This is a genomic window from Pseudomonas sp. Y39-6 (genome assembly GCF_023651955.1).
In the GTDB taxonomy this organism is placed as follows: Bacteria; Pseudomonadota; Gammaproteobacteria; order Pseudomonadales; family Pseudomonadaceae; genus Aquipseudomonas; species Aquipseudomonas veronii.
In genome coordinates this window covers 24,106-39,658 of sequence record NZ_CP069594.1, presented here as the reverse complement: position 1 = coordinate 39,658, position 15,553 = coordinate 24,106, and the positions used below count along the sequence as shown (strand labels likewise).

Below are 15,553 nucleotides of genomic sequence, written 5' to 3'. Positions count from 1 at the left end.
GGAATGCCGAAGACCCATGAAGCGCAAGAACATTCTTTTCATCATGGCCGATCAAATGGCCGCGCCGATGCTGCCGTTCTACGGACCTTCCCCGATCAAGTTGCCGAACCTCAGTCGCCTCGCCGCACAAGGCGTGGTGTTCGACGCCGCCTACTGCAACAGCCCGCTGTGCGCGCCGTCGCGCTTTACCCTGGTCAGCGGCCAGTTGCCGAGCAAGATCGGCGCTTACGACAACGCGGCAGATTTCCCCGCCGATGTGCCGACGTATGCCCACTACCTGCGTCGTCTTGGCTACCGCACCGCGCTGTCGGGCAAGATGCATTTCTGCGGGCCAGACCAGTTGCACGGTTACGAAGAGCGCCTGACCAGCGACATCTACCCCGCCGACTATGGCTGGGCGGTGAACTGGGATGAGCCGGACGTGCGCCCCACCTGGTACCACAACATGTCCTCGGTGCTGCAAGCCGGGCCGTGCGTGCGGACCAACCAACTGGATTTCGACGAAGAGGTGGTGTTCAAGGCCCAGCAGTACCTGTTCGACCACATTCGCGAGGGCGGCGACCAGCCGTTCTGCCTCACCGTGTCGATGACCCATCCCCACGACCCGTACACCATTCCCAAACCGTTCTGGGATCTGTACGACGACAGCGACATCCCGTTGCCCACAACCCCGGCCCAGGGCGATCTCGACCCGCACTCCCAGCGCCTGCTCAAGGTCTACGACCTGTGGGACAAGCCGCTGCCAGTGGACAAGATCCGCGATGCGCGCCGCGCCTACTTCGGTGCCTGCAGTTACATCGACAGCAATGTCGGCAAGCTGCTGCAGACCCTGGAAGACACCGGCCTGGCCGACGACACCTTGATCGTTTTCTCCGGCGACCATGGCGACATGCTCGGCGAGCGCGGCCTCTGGTACAAAATGCACTGGTTCGAAATGGCCGCCCGCGTGCCGCTGCTGATCAGCGCGCCGGGGCAGTTCGCGGCGGGCCGTGTGACCCAGGCGGTCTCCACCGCCGACCTGTTGCCGACCCTGGTGGAACTGGCCGGCGGCGAACTCGAACCGCTCTTGCCCATGGACGGCCGCTCGCTGGTCCCGCACCTGCAAGGACAGGGCGGGCACGACGAAGTGTTCGGCGAATACATGGCCGAAGGCACCCTCAGCCCGCTGATGATGATTCGCCGTGGCGCCTACAAATTCATCTACAGCGAAGACGACCCCTGCCTACTGTTCGACATACACAACGACCCGCGCGAGCAGGAAGAACTCAGCCAATCGCCGCAGCATCGGGCGCTGTTTGCCGCCTTTCTGCTTGAGGCGCGGGCCAAATGGGACATCCCGGCGATCCACCAGCAGGTGCTCGCCAGTCAACGCCGTCGCCGCCTGGTCTATCAGGCGCTGACCCAGGGCAAGCTGAAGAGCTGGGATCACCAGCCGCTGGTGGACGCCAGTCAGCAATACATGCGCAACCATATCGACCTCGACGACCTGGAGCGCAAGGCACGTTATCCACAACCCTGCCAAAACCAATAAAACAGAGGGAAGGCCATGCAAAAATTGACTGTGGTGCTGGGCGTAATGGGCATGGCGGCGTTGAGCAGCGCCACCGTGTACGCAGACGCCGGTTGTGAGACGGTGAGGATGGCCGATCCTGGCTGGAGCGATATTGCCGCCACCAATGCCGTCGCCGGTTTTCTGCTGACGGGCATGGGTTACAAGCCCAAGGTCGACACCCTGGCGGTGCCGATCACCTTCGGCGGGCTCAAGGACGGCCAGGTGGATGTGTTCCTGGGTAACTGGATGCCGGCGCAGCAAGGTTTCTACGACAAATTCGTGGCCAACGGCGATGTGGTGCAGTTGGCGAAAAACCTCGTCGGCACCGAATTCACCCTGGCTGTGCCGGACTATGTGTGGGACGCCGGGGTGCATGACTTTACCGACCTCAACTCATTCGCCGACAAGTTCGACAAGAAGATCTACGGCATCGGCTCCGGCGCGCCAGCGAACCTCTCGCTGCAGGAGATCATCAAGAAGAACGACTTCGACCTGGGCCAATGGAAGCTGATCGAGTCCAGCGAACAGGCGATGCTCGCCGAAGTCTCACGGGCGGTGAAGAAACAGCGCTTCATCACCTTCCTCGGCTGGACCCCGCACCCGATGAACGTGCAGTTGAAAATGCATTACCTCAAGGGCGGCGAGAAGTACTTCGGCGACACCGGCAGCGTGTATACCCTGACGCGCAAGGGTTATGCACAAGCCTGCCCGAACGTAGGAAAACTGCTGACCAACCTGAGTTTCACCCAGGCGATGGAGAACAGCATCATGGCCGCGGTGGTCAACAACAAGGTCAGCAATGCGGATGCGGCGAAGGCGTGGATCAAGGCCAACCCGGCGGTACTGGAGCAGTGGCTCGACGGCGTGAAAACCGTGGACGGCCAGGACGCGTTGGCCGCCGTAAAAGCCAAGCTCTAAAGCCCACCACTATCCAAATGTGGGAGGGAGCTTGCTCCCGATAGGTGAGTGTCAGTCGACATCTTCGGCGGCTGGTTCGCCGCTATCGGGGGCAAGCCCCCTCCCACAAAAAGCCGGTGTGTACTGATACCCTGAGCCAAACCTTTCAACCCGAGTTTGCGATGCCCCGGCCCAACCGCCACACACTCTTCCCCTTCCTCAGTTGGCTGCCGCGCCAAACCCGCGCCAGCGTCGGCCGGGACGCGATCGTCGGCCTCAGCGGCGCGGTGCTGGCCTTGCCGCAGTCGATTGCCTATGCGCTCATCGCCGGTCTCCCACCGGAATACGGCCTGTACGCCGCGATCATCCCGGTGCTGATCGCGTGCCTCTGGGGTTCGTCCTGGCACCTGATCTGCGGCCCCACGGCGGCGATATCCATCGTGCTCTACGCCAGCGTCAGCCCCCTGGCCGTGCCGGGTTCACAGGACTACATCACCTTGATCCTGCTGCTGACCTTCCTCGCCGGGGTGTTCCAGTGGTTGCTCGGCCTGCTGCGCTTCGGCGCGCTGGTGAATTTCATCTCCCATTCGGTGGTGCTGGGGTTCACCCTCGGCGCCGCCGTGGTGATTGCCCTCGGCCAACTGCCCAACCTGTTGGGCCTGGATTTGCCGAGCCAGGCCACGGCGATCAACAGCCTGATGGCACTGATCGAGCACGGCGGCGAGTGGGACCGCGCCTCACTCGCCCTGGGGCTCGGCACCTTGCTGGCGGGCGCGCTGCTCAAGTACCTGCTGCCGCGCTGGCCGACGCTGTTGATCACGCTGGCGCTGGGCAGCCTGGCCGCCTGGCTGTGGCCGGCGATATTCGGGCAGGTGGCGCTGGTCAGTGCGTTTATCGGCAAGCTGCCGCCATTCAGCCCGTTGCCGCTGGACCTGGACATGCTCTTGCGCCTGCTGCCCAGCGCCGTGGCGGTGGGTATGCTCGGGCTGGTGACCAGCCTGTCGATCGCGCGCTCGCTGGCGGCGCGCTCACAGCAATTGCTCGACGCCAACCAGGAAGTTCGAGCGCAGGGTTTGTCCAATATCGTCGGCGGATTTTTCTCCGGCTACCTGTCGGCCGGTTCCTTTACGCGCTCCGGCCTCAGCTACGAAGCAGGCGCCTGCTCGCCGCTGGCGGGGGTGTTTTCCGCCCTGTGGGTGGCATTGTTCGCACTGTTTGGTGCAGCGCTGATCGCACATATACCGATCCCGAGCATGGCCGCGAGCATCCTGCTGATCAGTTGGGGCCTGGTGGATCATCGGGGCATTCGTGCGTTGTTCCGGGTCAGTCGCGCCGAGTTTGTGGTGATGAGCCTGACCTGCATCGCCACGTTGCTGCTGGAGCTGCAAACCGCGATTTACGCCGGAGTGCTGGCCTCACTGTTTTTCTACCTCAAGCGCACCTCGCAGCCGCGGGTTCAGCAATGGCGCGACGGCGAGGAAGAGGTGTTGCGGGTCGGTGGCTCGATCTTTTTCGGCGCCAGCCATTACCTGCAGGTTCGCCTGCAAAGCCTGCAGAGTGAGCGGGTGGTAATCGAAGCGCAGCAGATCAACTTTATCGACTATTCCGGGGTGGAGATGCTGCACCAGGAAGCGCGTCGATTAAGGGCGATGGGCCGTAGCCTGACCTTGCGCCGGGCCAGGCCGCAGGTCGTCGAGGAGTTGAAAAAGCTGGAAGGCGCCGACAATTGCCCCATCCATTTCGAAGACTGAATGCGGTCAAACAGGTGGGAGGGGGCTTGCTCCTCCCACCTTTCGAGTTGCTTCAAGCCAATTGGCGGCGCAGTTCAGCCAACACCGGCGCCGAATCCGGACGCACGCCGCGCCACAGGAAGAACGCTTCCGCGGCCTGCTCCACCAGCATGCCCAGACCATCCATCGCCACCGCCGCGCCGTGTTCCGTGGCCCAGCGGCAGAATGCGGTCGGTTCCTTGGCATACATCATGTCGTAGCAAAACGTTTTGCCCGGCGCGATCAAGCTGCCTGCAATCGGCGGTACATCGCCTGACAGGCTGGCGGAGGTGGCATTGATGATCACGTCCACCGGCTCACACAGCCAGTCGAAACCACTGGCAGACACCGGGCCCAAATCGTCGAACAACTCGGCGAGCATTTCGGCTTTTTCCACGGTGCGGTTGGCGATGATCAGCGACGCCGGCCGCTCGGCCAGTAACGGCTCCAACGCCCCGCGCACTGCACCGCCAGCGCCGAGCAAGAGGATGCGTTGCCCTTGCAGGTGCAGCCCGGCATTCACCGTCAGGTCGCGCACCAGGCCGGCGCCGTCGGTGTTATCGCCCAGCAGGCTGCCATCGGCCAGCTTGCTCAGGGTGTTCACCGCCCCGGCGCGCTCGGCGCGTGCGGTGAGGGTATCGGCCAGGCGGTAGGCGTCTTCCTTGAACGGCACCGTGACGTTGGCGCCACGGCCTTGTTGAAAAAACTCACGGGCAAACCCGATGAAATCCTCGAGCGGCGCAAGCAGAGCGCTGTAGTCCAGTTGCTCGCCGGTCTGCTCGGCGAACATGCGGTGGATCAACGGCGACTTGCTGTGGCCGATGGGGTTGCCGAACACCACATAACGGTCCATCAGACCGCCGCCTTGGGCGCAGCCACGCCGAGCCAGTCGCGGTCTTGCAGGAAGTAGTCGGTGAGGCGCGCTTCTTCGCTGCCGGCCTCGGCTTTCCAGTCGTAGCTCCAGCGCACCTGGGGCGGCAGCGACATCAGGATCGACTCGGTACGCCCGCCCGACTGCAGGCCGAACAAGGTGCCACGGTCGTAGACCAGGTTGAATTCAACGTAGCGACCACGGCGGAATTCCTGGAATTCGCGCTGCTGTTCGGTATAGGCCTGGGCCTTGCGGCGCTGCACGATCGGCAGGTAGGCGTCGATGTACGCATCGCCGATGGCACGGATGAAGGCGAAGCAGGTGTCGAAGTCCCACTCGTTCAAGTCATCGAAGAACAGGCCGCCGATGCCGCGCGGTTCGTTGCGATGCTTGATGTAGAAGTAGGTGTCGCACCAGGCCTTGTAGCGCGCATAAACGTCGGCGCCAAACGGCGCACAGGCCTGTTCGGCCACGCGGTGCCAGTGGATGCAGTCTTCTTCGTTGGCGTAATAGGGCGTGAGGTCGAAGCCGCCGCCAAACCACCACACCGGCTCTTCACCTTCTTTTTCAGCGATGAAAAAGCGCACGTTGGCGTGGGAAGTCGGTACATGCGGGTTGTGCGGGTGAATCACCAGCGACACCCCCAGCGCTTCAAACCCGCGCCCGGCCAGCTCGGGGCGATGCGCGCTGGCGGACGGCGGCAGGCCGCTGCCAAACACGTGGGAAAAGTTGACGCCGCCTTTTTCGATCACCGTACCGTTTTCAATCACACGGGTGCGACCGCCGCCGCCGGCTGGCCGGGTCCAGGCGTCTTCGATAAAGCGAGTGTCCGTCTCGAAGGTTTCCAGGGCGCTGCAAATACGGTCTTGCAGATCAAGCAGATAGGCTTTAACAGCCTCGGTGCGGGTAGTCATGGCATCACCTTGAATCGGGCAAAGCTACGCGAGGCCATTGGGCGTCGGCGGCAAATGGGCGCACAGGATACCACCGCACTCAACTCCGTCGCAGTTGACGAAGATCAAGCTTAGGAGTCCGATAGGGCGCTACCCGAATTCGAACCCAGGAGAAGTGCAGATGGCCAAACGTATCCAGTTCAGCGCCCATGGCGGCCCCGAGGTGCTTGAGTATGTGGACTACACGCCAGCAGAACCTGGCCCACAGCAGGTTCGGGTGCGCAACGCGGCCATCGGCCTGAACTTCATCGACACCTACTATCGCAGCGGCTTGTACGCGCCGCCGGCCTTGCCGTCGGGCCTGGGCGCCGAAGGTGCCGGTGTGGTCGACGCCGTGGGCAGCGAGGTCAGCCAATTCAAGGTCGGCGACCGCGTGGCCTACGGCAGTGGGCCATTGGGTGCCTACAGCGAACTGCACGTGTTGCCCGCAGCCAACCTGGTTCACCTGCCGGACGACATCAGCTTCGAACAAGCCGCTGGCGCGATGCTCAAGGGCCTGACCGTGCAATACCTGCTGCGCCAGACCTATGAGTTGAAGGGCGGCGAAACCATCCTGTTCCACGCCGCAGCCGGTGGCGTGGGCTCCCTGGCCTGCCAGTGGGCCAAGGCCCTGGGTGTGAAGCTGATCGGCACGGTCAGTTCGCCGGAAAAAGCCGCCGTGGCCAAATCCCACGGCGCCTGGGCAACCATCGACTACAGCAAGGAAAACGTCGCACAGCGCGTGCTGGAATTGACCGACGGCAAGAAATGCCCGGTGGTGTACGACGGCGTCGGCAAGGACACCTGGCTGACCTCGCTGGACTGCGCAGCGCCCCGGGGGTTGGTGGTGAGTTTCGGTAACGCCTCGGGCGCGGTGGACGGGGTGAACCTGGGGATTCTGGCGGCCAAGGGCTCGCTGTACGTCACCCGGCCGACCCTGGCGACCTACGCCAGCAACCCCAAGGACTTGCAGGCCATGGCCGATGATCTGTTCTCGATGATCCAGAGTGGCAAGGTACGCATCGATATCAACCAGCGCTTCTCGCTGGCGGAAGCGGCCAAGGCGCAGACCGAGCTGTCGGCGCGGCGCACGACCGGGTCGACCATTCTGTTGCCGTAAGGCTTGGGGTTTCTGGCGTGGCTAAGGGTGCCATCGCGGGCAAGCCCGGCTCCTACATTTGACCGTGTTGTCATGACGGACACCGATCGAATGTGGGAGCCGGGCTTGCCCGCGATAGCCACGCCACGGTCTCAGGACGGCCGCACAACCTCACCCGTCACCAGATCGCGAATCAGGCTCGGGTTCTTGCGCCCACCGAGGGCGCCACCCAACACCAGATCGACCTGGCCACGGAAGTACTGCTCGACGCGAATCCGCGTGCGGGCGGCCGGGCGGCCCTGGGGGTTGGCCGAGGTGGAAATCAATGGCCCGACCAATGAGCACAAGTCGCGCACCAGCGGATGGTCGCTGACCCGCAGCGCCACGGTGTCATGCTCCCCCGTGACCCATTCCGGCAACAGGTCCTGATGAGGCACCAGCCAGGTGTTCGGCCCCGGCCAGGTGCTGGCCATGCGGTCGATCCAATCCTGCGGGAAGTCTTCGAAGAGAAAATCGAACTGGCGGATAGTATCCGCGACCAGGATCAGGCCCTTATCCACCGAGCGGTTCTTGATCGCCAGCAGCCGGTCCACCGCCGCTTCGTTCCACGGGTCACAGCCCAGGCCCCAGACCGCCTCGGTCGGATAGGCAATCACCGCGCCTGCGCGAATTTCTCGTGCGGCTTCCAGCACACGCCACCTGTTGACCATTACTCACTCTCCGGACTAAAGCTCTGCGCAGTTTACCGATCTTCCCTGCAAAACCTAGCAGCGCGCGAGCCAACGCCCGCTTTCGCAGATCACCTGGCCTTCCAGCTCCAATTCAGTGAGGCTCGCCAGCACCTGGGACAACGGCCGCCCGCTGGCAATCGCCAGGGCTTCGCTGGTGTGGGGCGCCGCATGCAGCAGTGCGACCAGCGGATGAGTCGCCGGCAGCGGCACCGGACACGGCAGCGCCTGCCAGCCGCGCAAGCCTTCAAGAATGTGCTCGATGGTTTCCACCAACACCGCGCCGTCGCGGATCAGCTGATGACAACCCTTGGCTGCGGGATGATGGATCGAGCCGGGAATCGCGTACACCTCGCGCCCTTGCTCGGCGGCGAGCCGCGCGGTGATCAGCGAACCGCTGGCGATGCCGGCTTCCACCACCAGCACGCCCAGCGACAGACCACTGATGATGCGGTTGCGCCGGGGGAAATTGCCGGCCTGGGGCGCGGCGTCCAGCGGAAACTCGGAAACCACCGCGCTGCCCTGGGCAATCATCGCGGCCGCGAGGCGTCGGTGGCGCTGTGGATAAAACTTTTCCAGGCCGGTGCCGAGTACGCCGATGGTCTGCCCGCCGACCTCCAGGGCCGCTTGATGCGCCGCGCCGTCAATGCCCAGGGCCAGGCCGCTGGTGATGACAAACCCAGCACTCGCCAGGCTGCGGGAAAAGGCGGCGGCGGTGTCCATGCCGGGGCGCGATGCGCGACGGCTGCCGACCATGGCCAACTGGGGTTTTTCCAGGATCGCAGGGTCGCCGGCGACGAATAACAACGGCGGTGCGTCATCGATCTGGGCCAGCAGTGCGGGGTACTCAGGCTGGTCCCACATCAGCAAATGCTGGGCCGGACGCGCCAGCCAGGCCAATGCGACACTCGCGCCCTCGCGGACTTCATGGCTGCGCCGGGCCTCGGCGCTGACGGCGGGCAAGCCGAGCGAACGCCAGGCGCTGGCCGGCGCGCTGAGCGCCTTCGAGGCGCAGCCGAACGCGTCGATCAACCGGCGAAAACGCTTCGGGCCCAGTTCCGGCAGCCTGTGCAAGCGTAGCCGGGCTTCCAGTTCTGCCGGGGAAATTTCACTGCTGTTTATCGGATACATCTGATCATCCTTGACCGGAACAAGCTGTGGATAACTCTGTTGGTAACTTATTTAGCAGCCTATTTATTGCGTTTGACGGGCCGTCTCGAAACGGTCCATCACCGCCAGTGGCCGCGAGGCATTGAGGACCAGGCCGTAACTGAGTTTTTCGTAGGTGCGAAACACCAGCAGCATGCCGCCGTACTCATCGGCCAGCTTCACCGGAGCGCCGCTGAGAGCGTCGCGTACCGTGGCGCCGGTCTTGATCACATTCAGCCGTTGGCCGTCGACCAGGCCGTCGCGGCGGCCTTTATTCAGGGTCACGGCATCCAGCACGCCGATCTGCGTCACGCCCTTGGGTACGTCGATGATGCGCCCTTCGATAAACGGCGCGGCCTGCGGGCCTTCCAGGCTGGCCAGCGCAACCGGCGGTTCGGCACGCAGCAAGCGGTCGCCGGGGCGCACTTCCTGGGTGACCCGTTGTACGGCAAGGGTGGTCAGGTCGCCGGCCATCACCCAGTGCGCGGTGCCGATGTCGTCGGCGTGGATACCCAGTAACTCCTGGGTTTTGGGGTCGGTGTAGACCTTGCCTCGGCGGAAAATCCCATAGCTTGGCTGGGCCGGGTCCAGGACGCCGCGGGCATGCACGCGCTCGCCATTGGCCCCCAGCACGCGCCCGGCCTCTGCCGCGACAACGTAGGGCGCGTTATCGAGATCGAGGGGCGAATCGAGGATGCGATTGTGTAACAAAAATCGCTGGATGGCCTGTTGCGTCGGTTGATCCAGGCGCGGGCCGGGCGATGGAAGCAGGGCCTGGGCGAACGGCGCCCAGAGCAGCAAGACGAGTAGCGATTTCCTCATGGGGTGAATCTCCTTTATTATGTACGTTCGCGTGAAACGCCATAGCCTTCGCGGCTTCCGAGCGTTCCACACCGGCCGTGCGGGTCCATCCCTACGCCGATTTGCCTTTACCTCACATGTGCAGCAATTACGCTTATGGCTATTTTGAACATCCTCGAATTCCCCGACTCGCGCCTGCGCACGATCGCCAAACCGGTGGCCGTAGTGGACGATAAGGTTCGTCAGTTGGTCGATGACATGTTTGAAACAATGTATGAAGCCCCGGGCATCGGCCTCGCCGCGACCCAGGTCAACGTGCATCAGCGTGTCGTGGTGATGGACCTGTCCGAAGATCGCAGCGAGCCACGGGTGTTCATCAACCCCGAGTTCGAAGCGCTGACCGACGAAATGGGCGAATACCAGGAAGGCTGCCTGTCGGTGCCGGAGTTCTACGAGAACGTCGAGCGCCCGGTGCGCGTGAAGATCAGGGCCCTGGACCGCGACGGCAAGCCCTTCGAGCAGGTTGCCGAAGGCCTGCTGGCGGTGTGTATCCAGCACGAATGCGACCACCTCAACGGCAAGCTGTTTGTCGATTACCTGTCCACGCTCAAACGTGACCGGATCAAGAAGAAGCTGGAAAAAAAGCACCGCCAGCAAGCTTGATGCCCTTCTTCCAAAGGCTTGCTGCGGCAAGCCTTTTTCTTTTGTGACTGCTTTTAACCGAGAACGCCCATGACCGAGCCACTGCGCATTGTTTTTGCCGGCACACCCGAATTTGCCGCCGAACACCTCAAGGCCCTGCTCGCCAGCCCTTATGACATCGTCGCGGTGTACACCCAGCCGGATCGCCCGGCCGGTCGCGGGCAAAAACTGATGCCGAGCCCGGTCAAGCAACTGGCGCTGGAGCACCACATTCCCGTGCTGCAACCGCCGACCCTGCGCAACGCCGAGGCCCAGGCCGAGTTGGCCGCGCTGAAACCGGACCTGCTGGTGGTGGTGGCCTACGGCTTGATCCTGCCCCAAGTGGTCCTGGACATCCCGCGCCTGGGTTGCATCAACAGCCATGCCTCGCTGCTGCCACGCTGGCGCGGTGCGGCACCGATCCAACGCGCCGTGGAAGCGGGCGACAGCGAAAGCGGCGTGACCGTGATGCGTATGGAAGCGGGCCTGGATACCGGCCCGATGCTGTTGAAAGTCAGCACCCCGATCACCGCCGAAGACACCGGCGGCAGCCTGCACGATCGCTTGGCCGAGATGGGCCCGCCGGCCGTGATCCAGGCGATTGCCGGGCTCGCTGCCGGCACCCTCGAAGGCGAGGTGCAGGACGACAGCCTGGCGACCTACGCGCACAAACTGAACAAGGACGAAGCGCGCCTCGACTGGAGCCGCCCGGCCGTGGAACTGGAGCGCCTGGTGCGCGCGTTCAACCCGTGGCCGATCTGCCACAGCACCCTCAACGGCGAAGCCTTGAAGGTGTTGGCTGCCACCCTGGCCGACGGCAAGGGCGCCCCCGGTGAAATCATCGGTGCCAGCAAGGACGGCCTGCTGGTCGCCTGCGGTGAACAGGCGCTGTGTCTGACGCGTCTGCAATTGCCCGGTGGCAAGGCGCTGAATTTCAGCGATTTGTTCAACAGCCGTCGTGAGAAATTTGCCGTAGGCACGCTTCTCGGGGTGGCCGCCCAATGAACCCGCGTCTGGCCGCCGCCAAGGCCCTGGCCGCCGTGCTCAACGGCAAGGCTTCGCTGAACAGTTCGCTGCCGACCCAGTTGGATAAGGTCGAAGACCGTGATCGCGGCTTCACCCAGGACCTCGCCTTCGGCACCGCGCGCTGGCAGCCACGGCTGTCGGCGCTGGCAGCCAAGCTGCTGCAAAAGCCGTTCAAGGCGGCCGATGCCGATGTAGAAGCGCTGCTGCTGGTAGGCCTCTATCAATTGCTCTACACCCGCGTGCCGGCCCACGCCGCCATCGGTGAAACCGTCGGCTGCGCCGAAAAGCTGAAAAAACCCTGGGCCAAAGCCCTGCTCAACGCCGTGCTGCGCCGCGCCCAGCGCGAAAGCGAAGCGCTGCTGGCCGAGCTGGAACATGACCCGGTGGTGCGTACCGCTCACCCGCGCTGGCTGCAAAAATCCCTGAAAGCCTTCTGGCCCGAGCAATGGGAAGCCATCTGCGCGGCCAACAATGCACACCCGCCGATGATCCTGCGGGTCAACCGTCGCCATCACCGCCGCGATGCTTATCTGCAATTGCTGACCGATGCGGGCATCGCGGCCGCGCCGTGCGTGTACAGCACCGATGGCATCGTGCTCGAAGCCGCCACCGACGTGCGCAGCCTGCCGGGCTTCGCCGAGGGCTGGATCAGCGTGCAGGACGAAGCCGCGCAACTGGCGGCCGACCTGCTCGACCTGGCCCCAGGCCAGCGCGTGCTGGACGCCTGCTGCGCCCCCGGCGGTAAGACGTGTCACATCCTGGAGGTCGAAAAAGACCTCGCCGGCGTCGTCGCCGTCGACCTGGAAGCCAAGCGCCTGGTGCGCGTGCGGGAAAACCTCGCACGCCTGGGCCTGAGCGCCGAGCTGATCGCCGCCGATGGCCGCGACACCGCCACCTGGTGGGACGGCAAGCCGTTCCAGCGCATCCTGCTCGACGCGCCGTGCTCCGCCACCGGCGTGATCCGTCGCCACCCGGACATCAAGCTGACCCGCCAACCCGACGACATCGCCGCCCTGGCCGTGCTGCAAGGCGAACTGCTCGACGCGTTGTGGCCGACCCTGGAAGTCGGCGGCATCCTGCTCTACGCCACCTGTTCCACCTTGCCCACCGAGAACACCGAGGTCATCGAAGCCTTCCTCGCCCGTACCAGCGGCGCGCGCGAGCTGGACCTCGCCACCGCAGCCGGCATCAAGCAGCCCCACGGGCGCCAATTGCTGGCGCAGGAAGGCGGACACGATGGCTTCTACTACGCCAAACTGATCAAGATCGCCGCCGCACGCGGCTGAACGGTTCAAAGGGAGTGACCGGATGAAAATCATCATCCTCGGGGCAGGGCAGGTCGGTGGCACGCTGGCCGAGCATTTGGCCAGCGAATCCAACGACATCACCGTGGTCGACACCGATGCCGAGCGCCTGCGCAACCTCGGCGACCGCCTGGACATTCGTACCGTGCAGGGCCGTGCGTCGTTTCCTACGGTGCTGCGTCAGGCGGGTGCCGACGATGCCGACATGCTGGTGGCCGTAACCAACAGCGACGAGACCAATATGGTCGCGTGCCAGGTCGCCCACACGCTGTTCCACACCCCGACCAAGATCGCCCGGGTGCGTGAAGCCGCCTACCTGACCCGCGCCGGCCTGTTCGACAACGACGCGATCCCGGTGGACGTGCTGATCAGCCCGGAGCAGGTGGTCACCCATTACATCAAGCGCCTGATCGAGATTCCCGGCGCGTTGCAGGTGATCGACTTCGCCGACGGCAAAGCGCAACTGGTCGCCGTGAAGGCCTATTACGGCGGGCCGTTGGTCGGCCAGCAACTGCGCCAACTGCGCGAACACATGCCGAATGTGGAAACCCGCGTCGCGGCGATTTTCCGGCGTGACCGGCCGATCCTGCCCCAGGGCGACACGGTGATCGAGGCTGACGACGAAGTCTTCTTCATCGCCGCCAAAGCGAATATTCGTGCCGTGATGAGCGAAATGCGCCGTCTCGATGAGACGTATAAACGCATCGTCATCGCCGGTGGCGGGCAGATCGGCGAACGCTTGGCTGAGGCCATCGAAAGCCGCTACCAAGTGAAGATCATCGAGATGAGCCCGGCGCGCTGCCGGCATTTGTCCGACACCCTCGACAGCACTGTAGTCCTGCAAGGCAGCGCCTCGGACCGCGACCTGTTGATGGAAGAAAACATCGCCGACGCCGATATCTTCCTGGCCCTGACCAACGATGACGAAGCCAACATCATGTCATCGCTGCTGGCCAAGCGGCTGGGGGCGAAGAAGGTGATGACCATCATCAATAACCCAGCGTATGTCGACCTGATCCAGGGCGGCGATATCGACATCGCCATCAGCCCGCAGTTGGCGACTATCGGCACCTTGCTCACCCACGTGCGCCGTGGCGATATCGTCAGCGTCCACTCCCTGCGCCGCGGCGCGGCGGAAGCCATCGAGGCGATCGCCCATGGCGACTCGAAGTCGAGCAAGGTGATCGGCAAGGCCATCCGCGACATCGGCTTGCCGCCGGGTACCACCATCGGTGCGATCATTCGCGATGAAGAAGTGATCATTGCCCACGACGACACGGTAATTGCCACCGGTGACCATGTGATCCTGTTCCTGGTGGATAAAAAACATATCCGCGATGTGGAGAAGCTGTTCCACGTGGGGTTGAGCTTTTTCTGATCAAACGGAGTACACCGACATGCTCGAATCCCTGGAGAAAATGCTGGCCAAGGGTGTGGATAACGCCCTGCTGCGCTTTGGGCTGGGCAAGGGTTATCTGGACCTGAAGGACAACGCCAAGGCCGCCGAGCATCTGCACAAGTGTGTCGAGTTTGATCCGAAGTATTCGGCGGCGTGGAAGCTGCTGGGTAAGGCCCACGTCGGGCTGGGCGATCAGGCTGCCGCGCGACTGGCCTGGGGGAAGGGCATTGAAGCGGCCCAGGCCCATGGCGACAAGCAGGCCGAGAAAGAAATGACGGTGTTCCTGAAAAAACTCGACCGCAAGGCCTAAGCGGAACTCAAATGTGGGAGGGGGCTTGCCCCCGATAGCGGTGGTTCAGTCCAATATGCATCGACTGATACACCGCTATCGGGGGCAAGCCCCCTCCCACATTGGTTTTGGGTTGCCTTTGAGTCAGTACCACCGCGCCTCACCCGGCGGGCGTTTCTTGAAGCGCTTCATGCTCCACATGTACTGGCTCGGGTAGGCGCCGACATAACGCTCCACCACCTTGCTCATCGCCGCGCAGGAGGTGGCGGTGTCGGTGCTGTACATGTCTTCCGGCGCCGCTTCCAGGATCACTTTGTAGCCTGAACCGTCCGGCAGGCGCAGGGCATGCAGGAATACACCGACCGCCTTGTGGCCCGCGAGCATGTTCGGCACGAACTTGCTGGTCAGCGCCTGGGTGGCGAAGAACGGCACGAAGATCCCCGCCGATTCAGCCGGCTCCGGGTCGGCCGGAATGCCCACCTGGCCGCCCTTGCGCACTTCCTTGATGACACTGAGGATGCCTTCCTTGGTGGACGCCGCCACGCGGTTACCCAGTTGCACGCGTTGCTTGCGCAGCAGGTCATCCACCGCCTTGAGCTTCGGCGGGCGGTAGAAAATGATCGGTTTGCACTGGCTGCAATAGAAGTGGTTCAACACCTCCCAGTTGCCCAGGTGGCTGGTGATACCGACCACGCCTTTGCCCGAGGCCAGGGCTTCGTGGAGGACTTCCAGGCCTTCGACTTCGCGCACCAGGTCGATGGAGCGCTGGGCCGGCCAGATCCAGGCGCAGGCGCTTTCGGTCAGGGACTTGCCGATGTCCATCAGGCTGCGGCCCACCAGGCGCTCGCGCTCGGCCGGGTCCATGTCCGGGAAGCATTTTGAGAGGTTGATCCGCACCGTGTCGCGGGAGCGGTTGGGGGTTTTCCACATGATCCAGCCAATCGCCGAACCTACGGCTTGCACGGCGCGCCAGGGCAGCAGGGCAAACAACCGGAGAGCGCCTACCAGCAAGGCGCCTTTAAACTTTTCCACAGGTCACTCCTGATCGTGTGTGGT

At 63.7% G+C, this 15,553-nt stretch carries 15 protein-coding genes; 9 read left to right on the top strand and 6 right to left on the bottom strand.

Annotation, left to right across the window (positions count from 1 at the left end; translation table 11 throughout):
• Nucleotides 1-16: 16 nt before the first annotated feature.
• The 3 genes from betC (at nt 17) to JN756_RS00160 (ending at nt 4,200) form a co-directional block, all read left to right on the top strand.
• Nucleotides 17-1,531 carry a choline-sulfatase gene (gene betC / locus JN756_RS00170; RefSeq protein ID WP_201021677.1) on the top strand — a complete coding sequence of 505 codons (1,515 nt, stop codon included), beginning with the start codon at nt 17-19 and terminating at the stop codon, nt 1,529-1,531.
• A gap of 15 nt (nt 1,532-1,546) precedes the next feature.
• Complete coding sequence (choX, locus tag JN756_RS00165; RefSeq protein WP_201021676.1) at nt 1,547-2,470, top strand: choline ABC transporter substrate-binding protein; 924 nt, start codon at nt 1,547-1,549, stop codon at nt 2,468-2,470.
• Nucleotides 2,471-2,631: 161 nt separating this feature from the next.
• The gene (locus JN756_RS00160) at nt 2,632-4,200 is read left to right on the top strand and encodes a SulP family inorganic anion transporter (protein WP_177030321.1); all 1,569 of its coding nucleotides are present in this window, start codon (nt 2,632-2,634) and stop codon (nt 4,198-4,200) included.
• Between the two features lie 52 nt (nt 4,201-4,252).
• Here JN756_RS00160 and aroE read toward each other — a convergent pair whose 3' ends face one another.
• Nucleotides 4,253-5,071 (bottom strand): shikimate dehydrogenase, encoded by an 819-nt coding sequence (gene aroE, locus JN756_RS00155; protein ID WP_017848973.1) that lies wholly within the window; start codon nt 5,069-5,071, stop codon nt 4,253-4,255.
• Nucleotides 5,071-6,003 (bottom strand): oxygen-dependent coproporphyrinogen oxidase, encoded by a 933-nt coding sequence (gene hemF / locus JN756_RS00150; RefSeq protein ID WP_017848972.1) that lies wholly within the window; start codon nt 6,001-6,003, stop codon nt 5,071-5,073. Before hemF ends, aroE begins: the two co-directional genes overlap by 1 nt.
• A 160-nt stretch (nt 6,004-6,163) precedes the next feature.
• Between hemF and JN756_RS00145 the strand changes: the two genes are divergently transcribed.
• The gene (locus JN756_RS00145) at nt 6,164-7,141 is read left to right on the top strand and encodes an NADPH:quinone reductase (protein ID WP_057004928.1); all 978 of its coding nucleotides are present in this window, start codon (nt 6,164-6,166) and stop codon (nt 7,139-7,141) included.
• Nucleotides 7,142-7,272: 131 nt separating this feature from the next.
• Here the strand turns inward: JN756_RS00145 and tsaC are convergent, their stop codons facing one another.
• The 3 genes from tsaC to JN756_RS00130 all read right to left on the bottom strand — a co-directional run bounded on the left by tsaC (nt 7,273) and on the right by JN756_RS00130 (nt 9,819).
• Nucleotides 7,273-7,830 carry an L-threonylcarbamoyladenylate synthase type 1 TsaC gene (tsaC, locus tag JN756_RS00140; RefSeq protein WP_017848970.1) on the bottom strand — a complete coding sequence of 186 codons (558 nt, stop codon included), beginning with the start codon at nt 7,828-7,830 and terminating at the stop codon, nt 7,273-7,275.
• A gap of 54 nt (nt 7,831-7,884) precedes the next feature.
• Entirely contained in the window at nt 7,885-8,979 is a 1,095-nt protein-coding gene (gene dprA / locus JN756_RS00135) for a DNA-processing protein DprA (protein ID WP_057004927.1), read from the bottom strand.
• Between the two features lie 63 nt (nt 8,980-9,042).
• Entirely contained in the window at nt 9,043-9,819 is a 777-nt protein-coding gene (locus tag JN756_RS00130) for a hypothetical protein (RefSeq protein ID WP_057004926.1), read from the bottom strand.
• Between the two features lie 135 nt (nt 9,820-9,954).
• Here JN756_RS00130 and def point away from each other — a divergent pair, with 135 nt between their 5' ends.
• The 5 genes from def (at nt 9,955) to JN756_RS00105 (ending at nt 14,518) form a co-directional block, all read left to right on the top strand.
• Complete coding sequence (gene def / locus JN756_RS00125) at nt 9,955-10,461, top strand: peptide deformylase (RefSeq protein WP_017848967.1); 507 nt, start codon at nt 9,955-9,957, stop codon at nt 10,459-10,461.
• 69 nt (nt 10,462-10,530) lie between these two features.
• Complete coding sequence (fmt, locus tag JN756_RS00120; protein ID WP_046381561.1) at nt 10,531-11,484, top strand: methionyl-tRNA formyltransferase; 954 nt, start codon at nt 10,531-10,533, stop codon at nt 11,482-11,484.
• Entirely contained in the window at nt 11,481-12,791 is a 1,311-nt protein-coding gene (gene rsmB / locus JN756_RS00115) for a 16S rRNA (cytosine(967)-C(5))-methyltransferase RsmB (RefSeq protein WP_017848965.1), read from the top strand. Before fmt ends, rsmB begins: the two co-directional genes overlap by 4 nt.
• A gap of 22 nt (nt 12,792-12,813) precedes the next feature.
• Nucleotides 12,814-14,187 carry a Trk system potassium transporter TrkA gene (trkA, locus tag JN756_RS00110; RefSeq protein ID WP_046381563.1) on the top strand — a complete coding sequence of 458 codons (1,374 nt, stop codon included), beginning with the start codon at nt 12,814-12,816 and terminating at the stop codon, nt 14,185-14,187.
• A 19-nt stretch (nt 14,188-14,206) separates the two neighbouring features.
• A complete protein-coding gene (locus tag JN756_RS00105; protein ID WP_057004925.1) occupies nt 14,207-14,518 on the top strand; it encodes a hypothetical protein in 312 nt (103 codons plus the stop codon).
• Nucleotides 14,519-14,641: 123 nt separating this feature from the next.
• Here JN756_RS00105 and JN756_RS00100 read toward each other — a convergent pair whose 3' ends face one another.
• Nucleotides 14,642-15,529, bottom strand: coding sequence for a lysophospholipid acyltransferase (locus JN756_RS00100; protein ID WP_017848962.1), 888 nt, complete (start codon nt 15,527-15,529; stop codon nt 14,642-14,644).
• Nucleotides 15,530-15,553: the final 24 nt, after the last annotated feature.